Annotated in this window: 24 protein-coding genes and 1 pseudogene; 8 read left to right on the top strand and 17 right to left on the bottom strand. The window is 41.2% G+C overall.

The window, feature by feature from the left end:
- Positions 1–208 precede the first annotated feature (208 nt).
- Positions 209–697: an FHA domain-containing protein gene (locus tag V7L12_RS26250; RefSeq protein WP_335088837.1), complete on the top strand. Its 489-nt coding sequence runs from the start codon at positions 209–211 to the stop codon at positions 695–697.
- 80 nt (positions 698–777) lie between these two features.
- Here V7L12_RS26250 and V7L12_RS26245 read toward each other — a convergent pair whose 3' ends face one another.
- On the bottom strand, positions 778–1125 hold the full coding sequence (locus V7L12_RS26245; RefSeq protein ID WP_335088835.1) for a hypothetical protein: 348 nt from the start codon (positions 1123–1125) through the stop codon (positions 778–780).
- 204 nt (positions 1126–1329) lie between these two features.
- Between V7L12_RS26245 and thyD the strand changes: the two genes are divergently transcribed.
- Entirely contained in the window at positions 1330–2250 is a 921-nt protein-coding gene (thyD, locus tag V7L12_RS26240; protein ID WP_335088833.1) for a thylakoid membrane protein ThyD, read from the top strand.
- A 171-nt stretch (positions 2251–2421) separates the two neighbouring features.
- Here the strand turns inward: thyD and V7L12_RS26235 are convergent, their stop codons facing one another.
- The 3 genes from V7L12_RS26235 to V7L12_RS26225 all read right to left on the bottom strand — a co-directional run bounded on the left by V7L12_RS26235 (position 2422) and on the right by V7L12_RS26225 (position 3792).
- Positions 2422–2667, bottom strand: coding sequence for a hypothetical protein (locus V7L12_RS26235; RefSeq protein ID WP_094352470.1), 246 nt, complete (start codon positions 2665–2667; stop codon positions 2422–2424).
- A 204-nt stretch (positions 2668–2871) separates the two neighbouring features.
- Entirely contained in the window at positions 2872–3294 is a 423-nt protein-coding gene (locus tag V7L12_RS26230) for a tetratricopeptide repeat protein (protein ID WP_292740683.1), read from the bottom strand.
- Positions 3295–3435: 141 nt separating this feature from the next.
- Complete coding sequence (locus tag V7L12_RS26225) at positions 3436–3792, bottom strand: iron-sulfur cluster assembly accessory protein (RefSeq protein ID WP_292857252.1); 357 nt, start codon at positions 3790–3792, stop codon at positions 3436–3438.
- A 318-nt stretch (positions 3793–4110) separates the two neighbouring features.
- Between V7L12_RS26225 and V7L12_RS26220 the strand changes: the two genes are divergently transcribed.
- The 4 genes from V7L12_RS26220 (at position 4111) to V7L12_RS26205 (ending at position 9833) form a co-directional block, all read left to right on the top strand.
- Complete coding sequence (locus V7L12_RS26220; protein WP_335088831.1) at positions 4111–5742, top strand: DUF6930 domain-containing protein; 1632 nt, start codon at positions 4111–4113, stop codon at positions 5740–5742.
- 1698 nt (positions 5743–7440) lie between these two features.
- A complete protein-coding gene (locus tag V7L12_RS26215; protein ID WP_104910045.1) occupies positions 7441–7611 on the top strand; it encodes a CopG family transcriptional regulator in 171 nt (56 codons plus the stop codon).
- Positions 7612–7887: 276 nt separating this feature from the next.
- Positions 7888–9327, top strand: coding sequence for a 9,9'-di-cis-zeta-carotene desaturase (gene zds, locus V7L12_RS26210; protein ID WP_335088828.1), 1440 nt, complete (start codon positions 7888–7890; stop codon positions 9325–9327).
- Positions 9328–9389: 62 nt separating this feature from the next.
- Entirely contained in the window at positions 9390–9833 is a 444-nt protein-coding gene (locus V7L12_RS26205; RefSeq protein ID WP_335088826.1) for an SRPBCC family protein, read from the top strand.
- 174 nt (positions 9834–10007) lie between these two features.
- Here V7L12_RS26205 and V7L12_RS26200 read toward each other — a convergent pair whose 3' ends face one another.
- From V7L12_RS26200 to V7L12_RS26175, 6 genes and pseudogenes are all read right to left on the bottom strand, one after another.
- Positions 10008–10349, bottom strand: coding sequence for a hypothetical protein (locus tag V7L12_RS26200; protein WP_335088824.1), 342 nt, complete (start codon positions 10347–10349; stop codon positions 10008–10010).
- A 172-nt stretch (positions 10350–10521) separates the two neighbouring features.
- Positions 10522–10763, bottom strand: a pseudogene (locus V7L12_RS26195) (type II toxin-antitoxin system HicB family antitoxin).
- Positions 10764–10818: 55 nt separating this feature from the next.
- Positions 10819–11055, bottom strand: coding sequence for a 2Fe-2S iron-sulfur cluster-binding protein (locus V7L12_RS26190; protein ID WP_335088822.1), 237 nt, complete (start codon positions 11053–11055; stop codon positions 10819–10821).
- 107 nt (positions 11056–11162) lie between these two features.
- Complete coding sequence (gene cobQ / locus V7L12_RS26185) at positions 11163–12647, bottom strand: cobyric acid synthase CobQ (protein WP_334822388.1); 1485 nt, start codon at positions 12645–12647, stop codon at positions 11163–11165.
- Positions 12648–12667: 20 nt separating this feature from the next.
- Positions 12668–12865, bottom strand: a complete 198-nt coding sequence (locus V7L12_RS26180; protein ID WP_335088820.1) for a hypothetical protein — start codon at positions 12863–12865, stop codon at positions 12668–12670.
- Between the two features lie 130 nt (positions 12866–12995).
- A complete protein-coding gene (locus tag V7L12_RS26175) occupies positions 12996–13400 on the bottom strand; it encodes an Npun_F0494 family protein (RefSeq protein WP_335088819.1) in 405 nt (134 codons plus the stop codon).
- A gap of 194 nt (positions 13401–13594) precedes the next feature.
- Here V7L12_RS26175 and V7L12_RS26170 point away from each other — a divergent pair, with 194 nt between their 5' ends.
- Positions 13595–14032: a peroxiredoxin gene (locus V7L12_RS26170; protein ID WP_334822390.1), complete on the top strand. Its 438-nt coding sequence runs from the start codon at positions 13595–13597 to the stop codon at positions 14030–14032.
- Between the two features lie 77 nt (positions 14033–14109).
- On the opposite strand, the gene V7L12_RS26165 is transcribed toward V7L12_RS26170, so the two are convergent.
- From V7L12_RS26165 to V7L12_RS26145, 5 genes are all read right to left on the bottom strand, one after another.
- Complete coding sequence (locus tag V7L12_RS26165; RefSeq protein ID WP_334822391.1) at positions 14110–14508, bottom strand: hypothetical protein; 399 nt, start codon at positions 14506–14508, stop codon at positions 14110–14112.
- Between the two features lie 35 nt (positions 14509–14543).
- Positions 14544–15431, bottom strand: a complete 888-nt coding sequence (locus V7L12_RS26160; RefSeq protein ID WP_335088818.1) for an ABC transporter permease — start codon at positions 15429–15431, stop codon at positions 14544–14546.
- Positions 15432–15544: 113 nt separating this feature from the next.
- Positions 15545–16564, bottom strand: a complete 1020-nt coding sequence (locus V7L12_RS26155; protein WP_335088816.1) for an ABC transporter ATP-binding protein — start codon at positions 16562–16564, stop codon at positions 15545–15547.
- A 135-nt stretch (positions 16565–16699) separates the two neighbouring features.
- Entirely contained in the window at positions 16700–17680 is a 981-nt protein-coding gene (locus V7L12_RS26150) for a choice-of-anchor A family protein (RefSeq protein WP_335088814.1), read from the bottom strand.
- A 199-nt stretch (positions 17681–17879) separates the two neighbouring features.
- Complete coding sequence (locus V7L12_RS26145; protein WP_335088812.1) at positions 17880–19349, bottom strand: aminotransferase class I/II-fold pyridoxal phosphate-dependent enzyme; 1470 nt, start codon at positions 19347–19349, stop codon at positions 17880–17882.
- 194 nt (positions 19350–19543) lie between these two features.
- On the opposite strand from V7L12_RS26145, the gene V7L12_RS26140 reads away from it, so the two are divergent.
- Positions 19544–19798 (top strand): hypothetical protein, encoded by a 255-nt coding sequence (locus V7L12_RS26140; protein WP_335088811.1) that lies wholly within the window; start codon positions 19544–19546, stop codon positions 19796–19798.
- Between the two features lie 60 nt (positions 19799–19858).
- Here the strand turns inward: V7L12_RS26140 and V7L12_RS26135 are convergent, their stop codons facing one another.
- Positions 19859–20050 (bottom strand): hypothetical protein, encoded by a 192-nt coding sequence (locus V7L12_RS26135; protein WP_335088809.1) that lies wholly within the window; start codon positions 20048–20050, stop codon positions 19859–19861.
- 24 nt (positions 20051–20074) lie between these two features.
- Complete coding sequence (locus tag V7L12_RS26130) at positions 20075–22639, bottom strand: hypothetical protein (RefSeq protein WP_335088807.1); 2565 nt, start codon at positions 22637–22639, stop codon at positions 20075–20077.
- Between the last annotated feature and the right edge of the window lie 24 nt (positions 22640–22663).

Below are 22663 nucleotides of genomic sequence, written 5' to 3'. Positions count from 1 at the left end.
ATTCATTCAAAATTCTGAATTCTTCTTCAATCCCATATAAAGTTAAACTGAGTCGGTATTCAAGTTTTATCAGTTCACAAAGCTTTTTAAGACACTTACCAAAGCTATCATAGCTACTGGAGTAGAAGGGCCATGTTCTACTCTTTCAAGGTATTATGCAATTTTAAAGCTTATTTAGATTAGCACCACAGACTGATGGTGCGCGAAAATGGCAAGATACGATACAAAACAAATCTTAATCAATTACAGTTCCACCGATTTGTCAATGGCAGCACAAACCAATGAAAACCATCTACTGATTATTGAAGACGATCAAGGTCGCAAAGAATTTTCTCTGGAGCACCCCGTCTACTCTATTGGTAGAGACCGCGAATGTAATATCCGTTTAATGTCGCAGTTTGTCTCCCGCCGCCATGCCACATTAGTGAGATTGCCACGAGAGCATAATAGTCATAGCTACTATTACCGGATTGTAGATGGCGATGCCAAAGGTAAACCTAGTTCCAACGGCTTGATGATTAATGGACGCAAGATACCAGCCCACGATCTTAGAAATGAAGACGAGATCGTTTTTGGGCCTCAAGTACGTGCCATTTATTACCTTTTAAGAAATACTCAGCGTTTAGGACAAACGGATTCGAGTGAGTACGACATTACACTAATAAACCCTGGTATGGCGGAGGATTTAGAGGAGTAGGATAGTGAATTATAACTACCAATTACAGTCTGACACTTCCACGGCTTCAAACCGTGGGAGTATCAATTAAATCACCAAAGCTATCCTGCAATACTTTCAATCAAATGCCAATGACGGCTACTTTCAATAGATTGCTTGATTAACTCAAACATTTGTCGGCAGTAATTATCTAGGTGAATTGGTAGTTCTTCATTTTTAATCACAATACTCATCCGGGTTTCTGTTTCAGTAGATTTTGATTTATCAATCAGTACTTCTACTGTTATTAATTTAGGAAAAGGAACATTTCCAGGAACCTCACGACCGATAATATATTCGGGCGTGTGATATTGAATATCCAACTGACAGTCCTGTAGAAGTTCTACAAGTAACGGCAACAGATGGTTACTAGCAACAGAAACAATAAATGAACAGGTATAGCGAGCCATAATAGCCCCAAGCCTTGCAACACTCTGTCCATCCTATAATACCGAAGTATCTAAATATAAAGTCATTAAAAAATCAAAGTTTTTGAGAGCAGGTACTACCAGATATCCAGATATACAGTCAAACTTCTTCTATCAACAAGGAAAGTGCCGTAAGCTGAAAGTTTGATCAAAAACTTTACAATAAAGGTTTGGCTGAGGTAGAAAATGAAAGTCGCAATTACTGGAGCAACAGGATTTGTTGGTAGTCGTTTGATACAACGATTACACGGTGAAGGTCATAAAATAGTAGTATTAACTCGGAATACCACTTTTGCTCAAAAGGTTTTTCCATCTGAGGCTTTGCCTAATGTAGAAATTGTTGCCTATACACCAAATGCATCTGGTTCTTGGCAAAGTGCGATCGCTAATTGTGATGGCGTAGTTAATTTGGCAGGAGAACCTATTGGTGAGGGACGCTGGACACCAGAACGGAAACAACAAATCCTCAATAGCCGAAAGTTAGGTACACAAAAAATAGTTGAAGCAATAGCCAACGCTAACTCCAAACCATCTGTATTAATTAACGCTTCAGCTATTGGCTACTACGGCACCAGTCAAACTGCTACCTTTGATGAAACCAGTCTATCTGGTAACGATTTTCTCGCTCAAGTCTGCCAAGCCTGGGAAGCTGAAGCGAGAAAGGTAAAAGATGCTGGTGTGCGACTGGTAATTTTGCGTTTTGGGATTGTCCTGGGTAATGGTGGTGCTTTGGGTAAAATGATTCCACCTTTCAAACTCTTTGCTGGCGGGCCTATTGGCAGTGGTCGGCAGTGGTTCTCATGGATTCACGTAGACGATTTAGTTAACCTGATTTTGCAAGCTTTAACTAAACCGGAAATAGAAGGTGTATATAATGCCACTGCCCCTAATCCAGTTCGGATGGCAGATTTAAGCCAAACTTTGGGACAAGTGATGAATCGTCCTTCTTGGTTGCCTGTTCCTGCTTTTGCGATCGAAGCCCTTTTAGGAGACGGGGCGATAGTAGTTTTAGAAGGTCAGCAAGTTATTCCAAAACGCACCGTGCAAACAGGCTTTGAGTACAAATATCCTAATTTGCAATCGGCGTTAACACAAATTCTTAAATAGATTCAAAGGGACTGGGTACTGGGTACTGGGGATTGGGGACAAAAGCAGAGGGGCGCAGGGGCAAAGAAGCGTAGGGGAAAGACTTACTGCAATCTTCCTTCCCCTCTGCTCCCCTGCTTTTTTTCCAGTCCCCAGTCCCCAGTCCCTAATCCCCAGTACCCAGTCCCTTGACTATTGACTAGAAAGAAATTTTTTGGAAACCCAACTGATAATACCGCTGAGAATGGCACCGCCCATGAGGATGCCAATTGCTGGGTTAAACAAGGGTTGCCACAGTTGATGCCACAAATCCAAACCCAGGTTTACTCCTGCGGCATCACCGATCGCAGCGATCGCTAACCAGCCAAAGCCAAACAAAACCAAAAAAACATCAGCGACTAAAACCATGTTTAGCCAATTTAACAATTTATCTTTCATGATTGGATTGGGTATTGGGTATTGGGTATTGGGTATTGGGCAAAACAGTTCCTCGGCAAGCGAGTAAATAAGTGAGATTCCCCACTCAGCACTCAGCACTCAGCACTCAGCACTCCTGAAGGGCATTGGGAAGAGACAACCTAGAGAGTTACTTCAATAAATTCTCCTTTCTCTTCGTTGTCCCTAAGCCCCAGTTCCCATCCTCTACTTTTCAAACAGCCAATTTTTGACTTTTGTTAAACTTTGCCAATCTGGTTTTCTACTTAAACCGTCCTCAATACTATTTTTTATTTCATCACTCCATTCTTCATTGACAAAAATCAACTGCTGTGCTATATCAATATGTTCCCGTAAACCTTTTTGCTTTGTTTCCAGCATTGCTAAGGCGAGATTGATTCTAGCCTGGGGATCTTGTGGATTTAATTTGACTGCCTTCTGTCCAGCTTTGTAAGCCAAATTGGGTTTGTTATCGAGTAGATACAACCACGCTAAACAAACCCAAGCTGCACTAGTTTTAGGAGCGCGATCGCACACTTCTTTAAACACAGGGATTAAAGATTCTACTGATTCTCCTGCTTTATAGCGTTCTAAACCTGTATCAAACAGGGATTCAACTGTTTGAGTCATATTAAATTAATCATGAGTCATTAGTCATTGGTGAGTCAGTGCGGTCTTGGGGGTTTCCCCCATGAGCAACTGGCGAACCCGAAGGGTCATTTGTCATTTGTCTTTCGTCCAATAACCAGGGACAAATGACAACTGACAATATTACACCCCAAATGACTTGCCGCAACCACAAGTTTGATTAGCATTGGGGTTAGTAAACTGGAAACCACCGCCAATCATGGCATCGCTGTAATCGAGCATCAAACCGTAGAGATATAACAGACTCTTGCGATCGCTGACAATTTTGAAGCCATCATAGTCAAAAACTTCATCATGAGGGGCGATCTTGCTAGTGTCTTCAAAGTCCATCATGTAAGACATCCCAGAACACCCACCCTGACGCACTCCTACCCGTAAGCACAAGTCTGTGCCTTGCTTGTCCCGGAGGGATTTTACCTGGTGCAATGCGGCTTCGCTCAACAGAATTCCGCGTTGTTGAGCTTCAATTGCTTGTGTCATCTGCTTTTCAACTCCTTAATTAGTACAAGCGTTACCCTATATCGGCTTGTTAATGCTTCTGGGTTGCTCTTGGTGTTTTTGTATTCATTCTAGCGGCTTAGATGTTACTAGATGCCAAATTGTAAACACTCCGTCAAAAGTAGCCAAAGATTTCTATTCTAGAATTGAGAGACTCAGTGTGTTTATACATTCGGTATTCTTAAAATTCAAGCTTTGCGGCAGCCTGAGAAGCAACCACCCTTCAGGTGCAGCCATAAAAATTTAATCGAGGCTAGCTAGCCCCCAAAGTTTACTTCCAAATTGCTTCTTTTGATCTCTATGACAAGTTTTAATCGCTCTACCAGTCGTCGGTTGAAGAAATTAACTCAAATTCCTTCTGTATGGGAGGGCGATCGCCGTCCGTTGTCATCACCAAACCAGCAGTCAGATTCAGAGGCAAAGGGAGAATGCATTCTTTGGGTAGATTACTCCCAAGGTGTTGTTCGAGGAATGGACGTGGTAGCTTCAGATATTGGTCCCGAAGCAATAGTTCGCACCTTAATGCAAGCAATGGAGCATCCTCAAAGTCCGGCAAGACCTGCCAGACCCCAAAGAATTGTAGTCAAAGACCGCGAGATTCAATTTTACCTGCGGGGAGTGCTACAAGATTTGGATATCGCTATTGACTACGCACCAGAACTGCCTTTAATTGACGAACTATTTCGTGGATTCGCCGATATCCTCGATAGTCAAACCCCCGACTTACCCCCACAGTATGCGCAAATCCTGCGAGAGAAAGCATTTGCAATTTGGCAAGTAGCACCTTGGGAATTTTTGGAAGAACAGCAAATTTTGTCAATCGAAATTAATAAGTGGGATGTTGGCACACTTTACGCCTCAGTCATGGGAATGCTGGGAATGGAGTATGGAATTTTGTTTTATCGCTCAGAAGAGTCTTTAAAACAGTTTCGCGCCGCAGTTCTAACAGATGAAGAATCAACAGAGCATCTAGAAGAAGCGTTCCTCAAGCAAGATTGCTTGTTTCTCACTTTTGAGAGCGTTGACGACACTGATAAAGATGACGATGAAGAAGATGATTTGGCGGATCTGCCATTATCAGAAATTGACCCTACTTTTGGTAATATCCATCCTTTAGAAGGACTACGGTCTGTTTTGTATGACGAAGAAGCATTGGTAATCTTGGTTGCGATCGAAAGCCTGAGTCGCTTTATTCGCGATCACCGTCGCCAACTTCATGAAGATATCTTCCCTACTCTCAGCCGTCGCTATCGCATTTCTCTACCGCAGTCGGAAGAATCAACTAAATCAGTGCCTGTGACAGTCTCTACTATGCCGCAGCTAGCAGCAGAATTAGAGGAAATGACAGGCTTTGGTATTGACGATCGCGAGATTGACAACCTTGATTTTCAATCATTGCGAGATGACTTGATACCAGAAGATTCCTTCCTCAGCTTAGGTGTAGTGTCCTGGGAAATGTTGGATTCTCTACGAAAGGGGGTCAGCTACCACCAGGCTAGTGAAATCAAACAAGTGGGTGATGGTTTGCCGGTGATTTTAATTCAAACCTCCCGACCCAAGGCAAAGACTGTAATTGAAAGAATTGAAGCAGCAGGCGGATTGAGAGCAATTTGCTTTAATCCAGGTGCCGATCCTTTTGATGGCGATCGCTACGACCTGGGTTTATTGCAAACTCAAAATGGCGAATTGTTCCTATTTGGTGAATTTTTAGATGAAGATCCGATTCATGTCGAAGCCCGAAAAAAATGGAATCAGCGGTGTAAAAATACTAAGGGCTACTGTGGTTTAATCATTGCCAAAGGACTAACGGGAGCCTCCCGTGGCAATCCTCAGTTAAAAGATATGATGGCTTTGTTTGAAGGGCGATCGCTTTCACCAACAAATTTAGGTATTGGCACTCTCCAACTTATGCCCCAACTTAAATTTGATTAATTGCATGAATTACTGCAATCCTGAATCTAAAATTATCGGTATGAGAAATTAAGTTGATGTGTATTTGATTGGCATATTGATTGAAACTGCATTTAAGAGAGGAAAAAGGGAGGGCTTTGTCTGTCTGTTAACGTTTATCCCTCCTATGCAGTCTTTTAACCGGAGGCAGAGCGTTTCTGGTTCCACTCAATCTTCGTCATCCGCGTACCTATCAGGGCGTGGCACTTTGTAATGAATATTCATGTATATGTCAATACTAATAGGCGTACCAATCTTGAAAGCTAACTTTATCTGAATTTCATGAAGTACCTGTATTTTTATAGTTTTCTAGTCTTTTTAGATGAACACTAATCAGTATAAATAACTACAAAATTTTAAAATATTGTCTACAATAGACTACTGGAATCAAACTTAACTGATGCACTTAGATATTGGAATCTTTTTTTTTAACAAGTTTTTGAGTTTAGCATCCTGTTATATATCAATATCATTAAGCAAAAGTTCAGATATATATCTTTTTCTTTGTAATTTTTTTATAAAGGAGAAAAAATAGCTTTGCTAGTGTCTAAATGAAGATTATTTAAAGCACGTAAATAATAGCTATAATAAACACACTGCCGAAAAAATTAAAATATACGATTCTTTTTATAGGTATACTTACCAAATAAAAAATAGTTGTAATTATAATTTTATTGACAGTATTTTATATCTTGGCTTAGATATGAGGAAAATATTTTATGGCAAAATTATAGTGCCCTACTTGGCTAAAAATAATTCACATAACCTCGATATAAATGAGTAGGAAAAATCGCAAAAAAATGCTGATTTTCAGGCAAGTTATATCGCTGGAAGGAAGATAAAATATGCCAAACTTTATTGCATTGTAACGATAAGCTATTATAAAAGCATGAAACAAAACTAAAATATTAGTATCAGCAACAGTCAAGTAACATCATATTTATAATGGATTAATTTCTCTGGGTAAAATTACAGATATTACTGTCAAAGTTTACCAAATAACTTGGCAATTTACCCTCAGTAGACTGAGTTTTGTCCTCTTTTTTTGTGGCTATTATATTGGCACTGAAAAGCAATCAGCTTGATCAAGGTAAGCCAAAATTCATAACAGTTCAAGTAGCTCTTAACTTCTTGGTTAGAGATGGGTGTTTATTTTAAAGCGATCGCTTATTTACCTATTTTCCAAGTCACTACTCACGCTCTGTATACACCACTCTAACCCACCTGTAAACCAGCATTTCAGCATGATTAATGATTCTGAAGCTTTATTTTTTGGTGTTCTAGCAGATGTTCTCCCCAAGTGGGTTTGACAAACTTGAGACAAGAGAGAAGGTCAAATGGTTTTAATGGAGAATAACTTTGGAAATCTTCATTGAATCAACAGTAGATGTCTCAAATTCCTTTATAAAATTTCATTGTTAGGCTTTACTCATGCTGTTAGTAGGGTGGTTATTATCTTCAAGAGCAACTATGTGCTATTTTATGTTGTCACAATAGTAACAAAGAAAGTATAATATTTTGATTTTTTTAGAAAATAATCAATCCTTTGACAAAACAAACATTTTTAATCTTAATGGTATTACTTGATTTCCTGATATAAATTCTGATAACCTTATCGGTTCCCTCTTTAAATTTAAGACTCTTTAGACCATCTAAAATACAGCAGATAGCATGATAGAGATGACTAACAAAAAATGGGCGGTAAAAAGGATCACCGTAAATCTGGCAACCCAAGAAGCGGAAAAGCTAGAAAAATATTGTCAACAAACAGGTAGACCTGCAACTGACGTGATTCGTGAATTGATTAGAAGTTTGCCTGTCTCTGATGACAACAAAGATGAAAATAAGTAAGAAGTTACTTTCACTACTTATCCAGAAAACTGCTTTGCCACCAAAAAAATATCTATGATCCTTTTGAGAGCCTGCCCCTATGGACAAAAGTTTGTCTAGATGATACAGACGCGATTTTATCGCGTCTGGTCATTTACCGGAACTAAAAAAAGTAATCAAAGAGGTTTTATTATCGATATTGGCAAGCATTAATATACTGCTGGAGTTGATATTAAGTAGCAAATTCCGACACCAACCCAGTTACAATCTGTAAAGAAACTGAAAAGGAACGACGGAATGCGTGTTGCAATCGTAGGTGCGGGACTGGCTGGGCTAGCAACCGCAGTAGATCTAGCTGATGCTGGTTGTGAAGTCGAGATTTTTGAGTCTCGTCCGTTTGTCGGTGGTAAAGTTGGCAGTTGGGTTGATGGAGATGGCAACCATCTAGAAATGGGGTTACATGTATTTTTCGGGTGCTACTATCAACTATTTGATTTAATGAAGAAAGTGGGGGTGTTAGAAAACTTACGCCTCAAGGAACATACCCACACTTTTATTAATAAAGGGGGGCGCACTGGTGCTTTAGATTTCCGTTTTCTTACAGGTGCGCCTTTCAATGGGTTAAAGGCATTTTTCACTACTTCCCAACTATCGTTGCAGGATAAATTGCAAAATGCGATCGCTTTGGGTACTAGTCCGATAGTTCGCGGATTGGTAGACTTTAATGGGGCGATGAAAACTATCCGCAATTTAGATAAAGTTAGCTTTGCCGATTGGTTTCGCAGTCATGGTGGGAGTAATGGCAGCATCAAGCGGATGTGGAACCCCATTGCTTACGCATTGGGATTTATTGATTGCGAAAATATGTCTGCCCGTTGTATGTTAACCATATTCCAGTTATTTGCAGTTAGAACTGAGGCTTCAGTTTTGCGAATGCTGGAAGGTTCTCCATCTGAATATTTACACAAGCCGATTCTGGAATATCTGGAAGCTAGAGGCACCAAAGTTTACACGCGCCGACAAGTTCGGGAAATTCAGTTTACTGAGTCAGCTGAACAAACCCGTGTAACTGGTATAGTAGTTGCCCAAGGTGATGCAGTAGAAACGATCGCTGCTGATGCTTATGTTTTTGCGTGTGATGTTCCAGGAATTCAACGCATCTTACCCCAGGAGTGGCGTAAGTGGTCAGAATTTGACAATATTTACAAACTGGATGCAGTGCCAGTGGCTACAGTGCAGTTACGCTTTGATGGTTGGGTAACAGAACTGAACGATGGAGAACAACGTAAACAGCTAAATCATGCGGCTGGAATCGATAATTTACTTTACACAGCCGATGCTGACTTTTCTTGTTTTGCCGATTTAGCGTTGACTAGCCCTGCTGATTATTATCGCCCAGGACAGGGGTCTTTGTTACAGTTAGTGCTGACACCGGGAGATCCGTTTATTGCACAAAGTAATGAAGCGATCGCACACCATGTCCTCAAGCAAGTGCATGAACTGTTTCCCTCGTCGCGGGAGCTAAATATGACTTGGTACAGCGTGGTAAAACTTGCTCAGTCTCTCTATCGAGAAGCGCCAGGGATGGATGCGTACCGTCCCAACCAAAAAACACCAGTAGATAATTTCTTCCTTGCAGGCAGTTATACTCAGCAAGACTACATCGACAGCATGGAAGGTGCTACTATTTCTGGACGACGTGCGGCAAAAGTGATTTTGGAGAGTTTAAAGAAATAACGAACTCCAAAGGGTGCAAAGAACGCAATCGCAAAGCATCTCGTAGAGAAGGAAAAAGAGAAATGCCAGACTGGTTAGAGCATACTGTGCAGGTAGAAGTAGAGGCTCCCATAGATTTAGTATGGAGCCTCTGGTCTGATTTAGAGCAAATGCCCCGGTGGATGAAGTGGATTGATTCGGTAAAAATTCCGCCAGATAATCCAGATATATCTCTTTGGAAATTAAAAACTGGCAGTCTAGAATTTAATTGGCAATCCCGAATTCTCAAAGTTATTCCCAACCAAATTATTCAATGGGAATCAGTTGATGGTTTGCCAAATCAGGGAGCGATTCGCTTTTACGATCGCCACAATTGTAGCATTGTGAAAATGACTATTTCCTACGCCATCCCCGGTATTATTGGCAAAATTATGGATAACTTGTTTTTGGGGCGGATAGTTGAATCAACGATTCAAGCTGATTTGGAAAGGTTTAAAGAATACGCTCTCAATGTTAAAGCTAATTGATATAGATAGCAAAAACAGGCAGTAGGAAACAAGCTGTAAAAGTTTCTTGCTGTCTGATGAGAAAATATGGATTTTTTAAAGGTTCCAGAAGGTGCGATGGGTAGAGGTATAGGTTAGTTGTAGCTTTGCTCAGTAAATGCAAACTCTAATTCTGAATAGTTTTGATAGTTAACACTACGCTGGATAACAGTATTTACACTTATTGAGTGTATAATTTCCAATCAACTCGTCGGTGTCATACCAGTAAAGCGAGATTTCTGTAGCGTCTGGAAAAAAGTGAATCGGGATATCATCATCTAAATTATAAATACCCCAGAACTCTTCTAAATTTGCCGATGCAAGCCCGTGAGAACCACGGAAATTATTTAGACCAACGAGATGTAATTCCCCACTTTCTGGATTGAGGATGTAGTTGTAGCCATCATTTACAAAATCTTGGTATTGCTGTATATTTCTTGATAATCTAGTTCTTGCAATTCTACGTTTTATAATGTTTGCAACTCTTGGATTTGACATATTAAGCATTGCTTACTGTTACAACAAAATTTCTAGTCCTTAACTATAAAAATTCTCTAAATTTAAAAAAACAGTAATAATACGTAAAAATCCTATTGAAATCAAAATAAACTCCCAGCGTGGAAATTGTACAGCATTAGTCACTAGCTACTAAGGTGCGTTAGGCGCAGCATTAATTACCACCTGCTAAAGTGCATTCACCTACCCTATTTACTATTGCTTCTGAAAGTGAATCACCGACAGCTTCGTAAGCAATAATTAGAAACTCTAAGCTTCAATTCTATTTGCGACAGCTAACTCGTAAGTGTGCCCATGAGTCCGCCAGCGTTGTTCTAAAAAATCAGGGAATCCTACTAAGTAGCAATCCTCTTCATCAGACCATTAAATAAGCATTTGGTATTTAAGTTTACTCATCTTGTTTTTTCCTCTACTTCCTCATCTGACATTTTGAACTTAGAGGGTTAAAAAACTACCAAGTTGGGTCGCTAAACAAATTAATCGTCAATTCCTCGCGTGGCGGTACTGGCGTGATACAAGCGCGGATGATCTCTCCATCCTCTAATTCGACGGTGCAAGCGTGACAAGACCCCATGAGACAACCGGTGGGAATAAATACCCCAGCCCGGTCTGCTACATCTAAAAGGGCTTCTCCCACTTCGGCATCTACTGTGACATTATCTGGTAAAAAGCGGACACGAACAATCATCAATGTTACGCATTTAATAGAGTTATCATTTGTCAGTAGTCCTTTGTCATTTGCAAATGACAAAGGACTACTGACAAATGACTAATGACATTTCAACGCATTTTAGCTTAAGACAAAAACTGACTTAAGTCTAAATGGCTTTCAACTTCAATGGCTAGAGAGTCCAAAATCTGCTCTCGCTGTTCCCGATAGTTAGCAACACCGGTGGGCAAAGATTTTAAACCCCGCTGTTGACGGAGGCGATTTAACCAAGCCCGTCGCCAAGGTCCATTGTCAAAAAGCCCGTGGAGGTAACTTCCCCACACTGATTGACAGCTATCCACTAACCCTAAATTAATATCGTCAAATAGGGCATGGTAGGATTGGGGATCTATGCCTTGCTGTTCGATGCGTGATCGCCCTTGGTGGATTTCAAAACCATTGACTGGTAAGCCTTGTTGTGGATAATTTGAGCTAACTTGGCGCTGGCGGGCGATTTTTTGTCCTGTAATTACAGTTCTGATTGGTAAAAGATTTAACCCTTGAAATCTCCCAGCTTGTCCCTCTATCCCTTCTGGATCGGCGATGATTTGACCGAGCATTTGATAGCCACCGCAGATACCTAAAACCGTTCCCCCAGAAGCAGCATAGTTTTGGATAGCTTCTGCCATACCACTTTTTTGCAGCAGTAGCAAGTCAGCAATTGTGGTCTTTGTACCTGGAATAATCACGGCATCAGGATGTCCCAAATCTTGCTTAGGACTTAAGTATTTCACTGAAACTGTACTTTCTGATTCCAGTGGGTCAAAGTCGGTAAAATTGGCAATTCTTGGTAAGCGGATGACGGCAATGTTGAGGTCAGTTTGGGCTTTATTCGAGGACGATTGACGTTCTAGCAGGTCAAGGGAGTCTTCTGCTGGAAACATTTCTTGTAAGTAGGGTATAACACCGATCACGGGGATCTTTGTGCGTTCTTCTAACCATTTTATCCCCGGATCTAAGAGCGATCGCTGCCCTCGAAACTTATTAATTACTATACCCTTAATTAAAGCGCGTTCATCTGGTTCCAATAGCTCTAATGTCCCAACAACATGGGCAAAAGCACCACCCCGGTCAATGTCAACTACTAACATAGTTGGTGCATTCAAATATTTTGCTACCCGCATATTGGTTAAGTCGCGGTGCTTGAGGTTAATTTCTGCTGGACTACCGGCACCTTCACAAACCACCAAGTCAAATTCTGTTCCTAAATGCTGTAGCGATTCTTCAATTGTCCGCCACCCCAGTTCAAAATATTGCTCGTAGTAATCTGAGGCACTCACTTTGCCTACAGACCTACCTTTGATAATTACTTGGGAGGTCATATCCCCTTGGGGTTTGAGTAAAATTGGGTTCATTTCTACCCAAGGCACGACTCCCGCAGCCCAAGCTTGCACGGCTTGAGCATAGCCAATTTCTCCACCACTGGCGGTGACATAAGCATTTAAAGCCATATTTTGACCTTTAAAGGGAGCCACTCGCCAACCACGCCGCGACAGAATGCGACAAATCGCTGTAGTTAAAAGTGATTTCCCTGCATGAGATGTTGTCCCCACTACCATAATTGATTTCATAGTTACTATCACTTAGTTTTTCAAGATACAGAGTTATTTTGAGGAGCGAACAACAGGGGAGCAGGGGCGAAAGTTGCAGTAAGTTTTTCCCCTCTGCCTCTCTGCGCCTTTGCACCTCTGGCTTTTGTGCCCAATGCCCAATGCCCAATGCCCAATGCCCAATGCCCAATGCCCAATGCCCAATGCCCAATGCCCAATGCCCAATGCCCAATGCCCAATGCCTAATGCCCACTATAACCATCACAAATTGCAGTTAGATGGTTATGGTAAAGACTTCATGAATAGATGTGATGTTTCCGTATATATTGTTCCCTTTGATTCCCTAATCCTAACTCTTAGGTTTTTATTCTAAAAGGGTATCCGTAACCAACGAATCACAGCATCATAAAAACGATCGCGCCATGAAGGAGTACGCCAATTTTTTCCCTGGTATTGTTCTACTAACTGGCGTCCCAAGGGAGTGAGACGAAAACTATCTGTAATTCCCTGACCATCGACCTCTCGGCGCAATACACCCACTTGAATCAACCAGCCCAAAGCGTTATCACAGGCTAATTCTGATAAAGGGTGTTTAGTATAGCCCTGCTTGAGTCCATTTTCTAGGGCGATCGCAGTTAATGACACACTCTGGTGTCCCATCACTTTAAATAAAGATACATTAAAAGGCGAACACACTAGCGATCGCTCGGCTCTTTCTACTGTGCTTTGGGGATAGACAAAAATATTTGGGTTTTGGGAATCAACAGCAGCCATTGTCTATGGGGATAAATTTTTCTTCTAATAAAGATTAATTTAATAATATATTTTTTCTTATAACAGATACCCCATTAAACCAAAATTAGTTACCTAAAATATACTTATACTATTTTTTAGTAATTATATTTAAACATTATAAATTAATGTAAAATTTCAAGTGCATCAACAATCTGAAACAGGAAAGGTTAATTATGCCTCTAGCAGTTGGTACGGATGCACCTGCATTTACCGCCAAAGATACAAACGGCAACACAGTCTCGCTATCTGATTTGAGGGGGAAGACGGTTGTTTTATATTTTTACCCCAAAGATGACACGCCAGGCTGCACCAAACAAGCCTGTAGTTTTCGGGATGCCCAGTCTCAATATCAAGGTAAAGATATTGTCATCTTGGGAGTCAGTGCAGATGATGAAGTTTCCCATCAAGCATTCACCCAAAAATATAATTTGAATTTTCCCCTACTGGCTGACAGCGATAAATCCCTCATCAAAGCTTTTGATGTGGATGGCGGCGGTTATGCCAAGCGCGTCACCTACGTAATTGACCCCAACGGCAAAATTACCCATGTTGACGCTAATGTAAATACCACCAACCATGCTAGCGATATTTTAGCTGCGGTTGGACTGTAGTTTTTTACCTGATAATTCAGGATTTTTTAAATAGTCTCAACCCCAAGCCTTTAGGACTTGGGGTTCTTTATTTGAATTCAGTTACCTGATGGTGGTGTCACCAATGGCGGCGTAACTGATGGTTGTGTAACTGTTGGCAAACTGAGGGTTGGTTGCTGTTGTTGACCTTGAATTAGTTTTTGTTGCCTTGCTTTAAAGGCTGCTGCTGCTGAGTTTAGTTCTTGGTTCTGTTGGTTAGAATCCCAGTTGAGAGTCCCGAAATTTGCCCGATGAATCAGATCAAACATATTAAAATTGTCTGAGTTGGAACGGGAGAAAGGATCGGTATTTTGGTCTGTTGTACTATTACTGGGGAAAGCATCCGCTGGGCTGCTGACTTGAGCGGAACTTGGTTGAGCCATGAGCAAGGAAGCAAAGCTAATTCCTGCTGCCGTAGCAACAAAGAGTCTAGTAATTTGTAAAAATGGTTTTTTCATGGGTTTTGACTCTAAAATTTATCTATTTTATCTTTTTAAGCCAGAGTTCGCCGTAGTTGGGGTTGAATACTCAGCAAGGCGACTAGGGCAAAGCCAAACAACACCAGCAACGCTCCCCCAAAGGTAACATCGCCCCAAGGAGCCTGCATCACTACACTACCTAGTCCCCAACTACTGTGGAAATAGAGATAGCGAATTGGTTCGATCGCATAGCTGAGAGGATTCAGGGTAGCTACAACCTGCAACCACTGAGGCATGAAGGATAGAGGTGCTAAAGCAGTACTAGCAAACAATAATGGTAGGTTAGTGACGAAAATCACTGCAATCAATTCAATGTGTCCGGGTAGAGTGAAAGCTAAACCGAGGGAAATGGCTGTTACACCCAAAGCTAAGAGTAAGACAATTAGAGCGATCGCACTTAAACCCGCTACATCGGGTAGTCCAGCACCCAAAAATGCTGCTGCTGCAACAATTACGGCTGCTTGCAACAAACTTTGGCTGATGATGAAGATGGCTGAGGCAAAGACAATGGAAAACCGCGATGCTAAGGGTGCTACCAGCAAACGATTCAAAAAGCCGAACTCGCGGTCAAACATTACAGGTAAACCAGCATTCAGTGCCCCAGCAAAGGCTGTAAATACAATGATGCCAGCCGCCAAAAATTGACCGTAATTTGTTGTATTGCCAAATATACCCTTGGGAGCATTTTGGAACAAAGCACCAAATAGCACTAACCACATTACTGGCTGAATAATTCCAGCAATCAAAGATGAGGGACGGCGTTGCAACTGAATAAACAAGCGACGAGTTAAAGCCAACGTCTCTTGTACCAATTCACCGAAAAAGTTAGGTGCAGTATTAACATCTGCTTGCGGCGATGTTAATGGTTGCCAATTGATATCAGATTTAGGAGTAACACTCATAGCAATTTTGGATTAATTGGGCATTGGGCATTGGGAATTGGGAATTGGGAATTGGGAATTGGGCATTGGGAATTGGTAAGTATTTTCATGCCCCATTCCCCATGCCCCATTGCCTATCTCATATTTTGCTTCTTTTCAGCCTTGGGATCGCGGGTGGCGACGGCTGCGAGTTCTGCATCCAACAAGGTGCGTCCTGTGGCAGCGAGATAAACGTCATCGAGGCTGGGGCGAGATTGGGCGATGCCAAATATGGGCAAGCCAGCGTTATTCAGCGCTTGCTGTATATTAATGAGAACATCATTCTGAGGTGTCACTACCAGGTTGAGCGAATTACCTTGAGCGCTGTTGATGATGACTTCTTGGACGAAGGGCAAAGGTTTCAGGAGGTTTTTAGCTTTTTCAGCTTCCTGAATCGGGGAAAACTCGCGGATTCGCAAGGTGATGCGATCGCCCCCTACTTGGTCTTTTAATTGTGAAGGTGTACCACTTGCAATCACTACGCCGCGATCTATAATTGCCACGCGATCGGCTAAAGCGTCAATTTCTTCTAAGTAATGGCTGGTAATTACTACCGTCGTCCCAGAGGCGCGTAATTTTCTCAGGAAATCCCATACCACAAAGCGTGTTTCTATGTCAAGTCCTACAGTTGGCTCATCCAACACCAAGACATCCGGTGCATGGAGCAATCCAGCTGCCAAGTCTAGGCGCTTGCGTAAACCGCCAGAGTAGGTTCCTGTCTTTTTGTTGGCGTATTCTTGCAAACCGAGTAAATCTAATACCGTCTCAATACGGTGTTTGGCTACTGCGCCTGGGAGGTGATAAAGTGCTGCTTGCAATTGCAGCAGTTCTTTTCCAGTCAACACCTTATCTATAGCGACTTCCTGAGCTACGTAGCCTAGTCGTTGTCTTGCCACTCTCGGATTATCTAACACAGAGATGCCAGATACTTCGATTTTACCAGCATCCGGTGTGGTCAGCGTACACAAAGCACGCAAGGTAGTAGTTTTCCCAGCACCGTTGGGGCCAAGTAAACCAAAGATTTCTCCTGATTCTACCTGAAAGGAAACATCTTGGACGGCAACCACTGTACCGTAGCGCTTTTGCAAATTTTGAATGAAAACGGCGGGAGCCATGACAGCTGATCCCCAACTATACAAATCTCAATAAAGTCTATCCTTATTGTAGAAGGTAGAGAGCAAGGAAATAGCGCATAAGCGAAAATCTGTAAACAAGTTCGCTTTATGCGCTATGCTGCCAAAAATTTTTAACTATTCTAAACAAGTTGGTTGATTGCGTTTGTAGCGAAACAAACCAAATACTACAGCAATTAATCCTAAACCTGGAAGATTTGTAGGCTCTGGAACCTGAATACGAGTGGGAGGCTTAGGCGGATTGTAGTACTTAGTTGTGACATTTGGCAGATCGCCATTAAATAGATAGTTGTGAGACTCGCCATTTCCTGTCAAAGAAGCTACCACTACATTGCCGTTAATTTGACCATTATTGAAATTGAAATTAGCCAAAGGCGCAAGAATACTACCTTGGATGCCAATTCCACTGGCAGTTAGGTTTGTTGCTTCATAAAAGTTGTAGATTACTTTTTGTTTATCTGTGCCAATGATATTAAACCCAAAGTTTTGCAGTGACACATCCTTACCGCTGATATTGACAACGATAGTTGAATTTGCGTCTCCCTTAATTTCAAAATAGTTTGTCTTGGAGACAGATGAGCCTGCAAGATTAAAAACATTGAAAGCAGTACCACTGCCACTAAGGTTAATAGCACCCCAAGGTTGAACTGTTGTCTTACCAGTAGGAGTTAAGGTTGCCAAATATTCAGATAGGCCTCGCAGTTCTTTCCCTGCTTCATTGAAGTCGATGGGATTGCTCTTGCTGAGAGTTCCTTGGGGAAATCCCACATTGCTGGATACATTGGCGCTGCCTCCATAGACAGCATTACCGTGGTAGACTTGACCGTTGCTCAGAGTTAAATTCTGTCCAGCGACTACTACGTTGCCGCTATTGCCAGAAAGTCTACTTCCAAGTCCGCCGACGAAATTTATGTTACCGCCAGCAGCAACTTTTCCTTCGATATCTGTATATTGTTGAGAGATATCTCCCAAAACAAATACATTGTAATCAGAGGCAGCGCCTAACTCAACTGCATTCGCTCTTGCTGAGAAATCCAGTGCTAGAGTGACTACAATCGGAGCTGCTACTAGCCCCCTATAATATGTTTTTGATTTCATCTTCTAGTTTATCAATCATCAACATTATCCTATGGGTATAAGTCAAAGATTGCACTAGTGTACCAGCTATTTTTATTGAAGTTTCACACTAGTATAACTACTGTATATTTTTTCCTAAATCATCTGAAAAACCGCACATTTACTATTGATTTCATCAATTAAATTTTTATGAAAAGAATTCAGGAGTTATAATATAACGTTATTTCACAACCTTCAAACTTGTGAGGCTAATATCATTGCAACCGCTAATAAATCCCCCCATACCCTGGATTTGTTGTAGGTATTCAAGGACGGATTCGGTGATGACTTCTCCCGGCATTAACACAGGAATTCCTGGGGGATAGGGACAGACGATTTCAGCACAGATGCGTTTATTGGTTTGTGTCAAAGGTAGTATTTCACTGACAGCAAAAAAAGCTTCACGGGGAGAAAGTTGTAAAGCATAATCTAGTGTTCTGTCTAAATTTTGCCAAACCTGGTTTTTAAGAGTCAAGTTGCTTCGACGATATTTTTTGGCGAGGGTGTTGAAACCTTGCACTAATTGTTCAATATTGGCTGGGGTGTTGCCAAAACTAATGATAAAGGTGAGATGTTGTAGTGAGGCAAACTCAGCAGTAACACCTAATTTTTCATCAAGAATCTCATCTGCTTCAAATCCGGTTAAACCTAAACCAGAAACAGTGACAGTTAGTCGCGTTTTGTCTAAAGCTACAAAGCCGGGAGATCCCCCCAACTGAGGCATTTCCAAAACTGATAATCCAGGAATTTGACTGATTTTTGTTCTAGCTTCCTGAGCAAGTTGCAAAGTGCGAGACATCAACATTTTTCCGTGGAGTGCCATTTGCTGACGCGCTGCATCTAAAGAAGCTAAAAGTAAATAACTAGGACTGGTAGATTGTACGAGTTGCAAAGCTTTACTGATGCGATCGCAATCGATCCTGTTACCTTGAACGTGCAACATCGATGCCTGTGTCATGGCACTGAGTACTTTATGGATGGATTGTACAGTTAAATCTGCACCTGCGGCTAAAGCTGGAGTGGGTAATTCGGGATGAAAGGCAAAGTGGGCGCCGTGTGCCTCGTCTACGAGTAGAGGGATATTATATTGATGTGTGATGTTGGCGATCGCACTCAAATCTCCACAAACGCCGTAATATGTGGGGTAAACTGTCAACACTGCTTTGGCATCGGGATGTTGTTGGAGTGCAGATTGTACAGCATTGGGCGTGATGCTATGGGCAATATCTAAAACTGGATCGTATTCAGGATTGAGAAAAATTGGTATAGCACCAGAGAGAATTAAACCTGCGATCGCAGAAGAATGTACATTACGAGGCAAAATGATTTTATCTCCCATACTACAGGTAGCGAGAATTGCCGCTTCAATACCACAGGTAGAACCATTGACAAGGAACCATGTTTGCGAAGCGCCAAAAGCTGCTGCTGCTAGTTGTTGTGCTTCTTGAATAACACCTTGGGGTGCAAAGAGATGATCTAAATCTGCTAATTCGGTTAAATCAGCGCGAAAGACGGCTTTACCTAGCAAATCAGCCAAGGGTTGAAAAATTCCCTCACCTTGTTTATGTCCTGGGGTATAAAAAGGCGCATGAGGTCTTGCTGCATTGGCTTTTAAGGCATCTAATAGAGGCGTTTGGTTTTGATTAAGCATTTAAATAAAACAAACCGTTAAGAGAACTCCAAAAAATAAATTATCCAATATTATGAGGTGGACATCTTGCCATTAGTGTCAAGTTAAGGCAAAAGCCCAAATGTCAAAGGTAAGTAACTACGCAAAATTAATTACAGTCATTGCGAACGCTTCGCTTGCAATGACATTGTGTAATGAATTATGTTTACCTACTTATGTTCATCGAATTCGGGGTGTCGTTTCTTGAATTCGGGCAGCCGTTTCTTGAATTCGGGGTGTCGTTTCTTAAATTCGGGCAGCCGTTTCTTGAATTCGGGGCGTCGTTTCTTAAATTCGGGCAGCCGTTTCTTGAATTCGGGGTGTTGTTTATCGAATTCGGGCAGCCGTTTCTTGAATTCGGGCAGCCGTTTATTATTTTTGTTCAATTAGTTTTACATTATGATTTGGCAATTGCCGAATTTTTTACTTAAAGGTTCTGCGGGTTTAATAAGTAATCAAACGGATATGATATAATTCCTTACTTTCAAGAATTAGCTTCTTACTGCACGCTCTCTCACCCATTGTTTTAACAAAGGAATTTCAAAATCATATCCTCCATTGATTTTGTGTAAAATATGATAACGCAACAAGCGGGTTAATACCTTTTCAGCAATTTCAGTAGTTATATCTAATGAAATATCTATCTTGGCAACTTGTAATAATAATTCTTGACCAATTACCATTTCTTCTGGTGTAGTTCCTGTAAATTATGTCCAAATATTTGTAAAATAAGGTTGACCGGAAATAAATGCGTCATTAATTGAAGCTTGCAAGAGTTGATCAGTAATAAAATCAGTATGGTTAAAGTTAGCTTGATTCACCATTGATGCGCCCAATAATTGTAGGCAGTAAGGGTGACAATTAGTAAGCATTAATACTTTTTTTACAATATCTGGAGCGTAACGCAGTGTAAAAGCTGGATCTGGATTAAGCAGTAATTCCTCGGCTTCGTTAGGTTCAAGATAAAGCATTTCTATCGGGACAACGCTGATAAAATAGCTACTCCAATTCGGGCCTAATTCCTCTAAAGTTTGCACCCCAGAAAAAAGAAAACCGAGTTGTTCATAATGTTGAATTAAGTGGCGCAGTTGGTCAAATAAACGTAGAGTTATCTGTCCCTTTTGGATGGCGGTTCCGATTTTTTTAAATTCATCAAGGTTGAGAAGGATGCGCCGTTCTCTGATTTGGGCAAGTGCTTCATCCAACCAATCTTCTAAGGTGGTATAGGGACTAGCTTGAAAATCGGTGCGTTTAGGAATGTTTGGAAATTGAACGCCTTGACTTTTGCAGTCTTTATGAATTGCACGGACTAAGCCAAAGCACAAGTCAGATTCGCTGGTGGTAATGGCGGAACTTTGCATATCCACAAAGACGGGGAGGATATCACTGGGAAGTAGGCGGGGAAAGTTATACAAAAAGGAAGTTTTACCACAGCGACGGGGGCCATGCAGCACAAGGGTAGGTCGGTCACGGTCTAAAACTCGACGGACAACTTCATCGGCGAATCTTTGACGACCTTTAAACAAGTCTTTTTGGTCAAGTCGCACCGGATTTCCATATTGAAACGGGTTGATTAGTTCCCCTTGAGAGAGTTGGTGTTGTTCATTTTGTTCCAGTTCAATAACCCTTTGCCAATGTTCCAGTACAGGTGTCCAGCGTTTGATGGCTTCGCCTTTAAGTCCCAGAGAGGATAATTGAGATTGTAATCGAACAAGCTTGTTATTGATTTGTTCTAATCCTCGTTCTCGTAGGGGTATATTTTGATTTTCAAGTGCAGATTCAATATCTTGAATAATAGTTTGCAAACGAGGAAGAAGGATAGAAAGTTCGGGTTTAACCTTTGGCAAAGGTGTTTCTGGAGTGGGGGTATCGCTGTCAGAGTCGAGGTGATAGAAGGGGGAAATCAGAAAGGGTAATATAGGATGATCTGAGTTGGCAGTAAAGATTAGTTCTGGAATACTTATAATTTTCTTGAGTTGGTCGGCGACAATTTGCGGTAAGGCATTTTGCAGGGTTATTTGAAATCCTGGTAAGGAAAAAGTTTGGGTATATTGAAAGATTGTTAAGGCTTGTTGAGGTCTTTCACGAAATTCAGAAACAAGAAGTTGAGCGTGATTAGGTAAAGGTATCCACAGGAGTTCGCTAGTGTAAGGAGGTAATTGAAAAAGTATTTTTGCTGTTTGGGGACGTAACCGCCTAATTGTTGAATCTGAAAATCTGAAAAATTTTAGTAAATAATGAGGAAATATATAATAACTACCTAAAGAGATAAAGTAATAATCAGGAAATATTCTGTAATAGCTGACTAAGGTTACAGGAATAATTAATGCAGAACGCCATCCTAAATTTTGGGCACAAAGAGCTATTAAAATCACTGTAGTGATGATAAAAAGTCTGTTGTCTTTTGCTGGTGCAAGAGCAAAAGCGATTAAACTTGCAACAATCGAAAACCAAATAAGCGGTAAAGTAGCAACTCCCGCCACGACTCCCACAACTCCCACAACTCCCACAACTCCGACCGCCACGACAAATGCCACGACAAACGCCACGACAAACGCCACGACTCCCGCCACGGCAAATGCCACGATTCCCGCCACGACAAACGCCACTCCTCTCGCATTATCACTCCTTCTTATATTTTCTCTTGCTACAAGTAGGAAAAAGCCTGTCATTCCACTTACTAACAACAGAAACAACCAGTTTTGACTTGCTAACCACGCTCCTAACATTACACTGATTGTTCCTCCCACCACCATCACATTACGAGTAAAGGAAAGATGTTCTTTTTTTAACAGTTGCAATATTAACCAAACAGTTAATGATATAGATACTCCAAAAACTGCAAAACCTACTCCTATTTGAGGTAAAGGAGGTAAAACTTTAATAGCTTTTATTAAGCCCTTTAACCAGCTATCAGGCTGATTTAATACAACTATCAACCACAATAAAGGGATAAATAGTCCTAAAGGCAAAAATAAAACTCCTGTCGTATAAGTAATTAACATTACACAAGGTAACTGTAACCAATCTAATAATTGATTACGGTCAATCAATCTTAAAATAAGAGGGATATTAGAAATAAATAATAGTAATAGATACTGACTAGTAAATCGGAAGTTTCCAAAAACTAAAATATCCAAAAAACTTGTGTCTGGTCTGCGTCCATCTTCTTCTTTTTGAGGCAACCATTCATTCATTCGTTGCTGAAGCCTTGAAGGACAAAACATTGCCCACCAAAATAGTTCCCAAGTTTCTCGCAAAAACAGCAACATTTTTTATATTTAATGTCTGATTTT

The sequence above is a fragment of the Nostoc sp. genome, from assembly GCF_036918245.1.
In the GTDB taxonomy this organism is placed as follows: Bacteria; Cyanobacteriota; Cyanobacteriia; order Cyanobacteriales; family Nostocaceae; genus Nostoc.
Note: the sequence above shows the minus strand (reverse complement) of the source record. Positions and strands in the feature narration are given on the sequence as shown.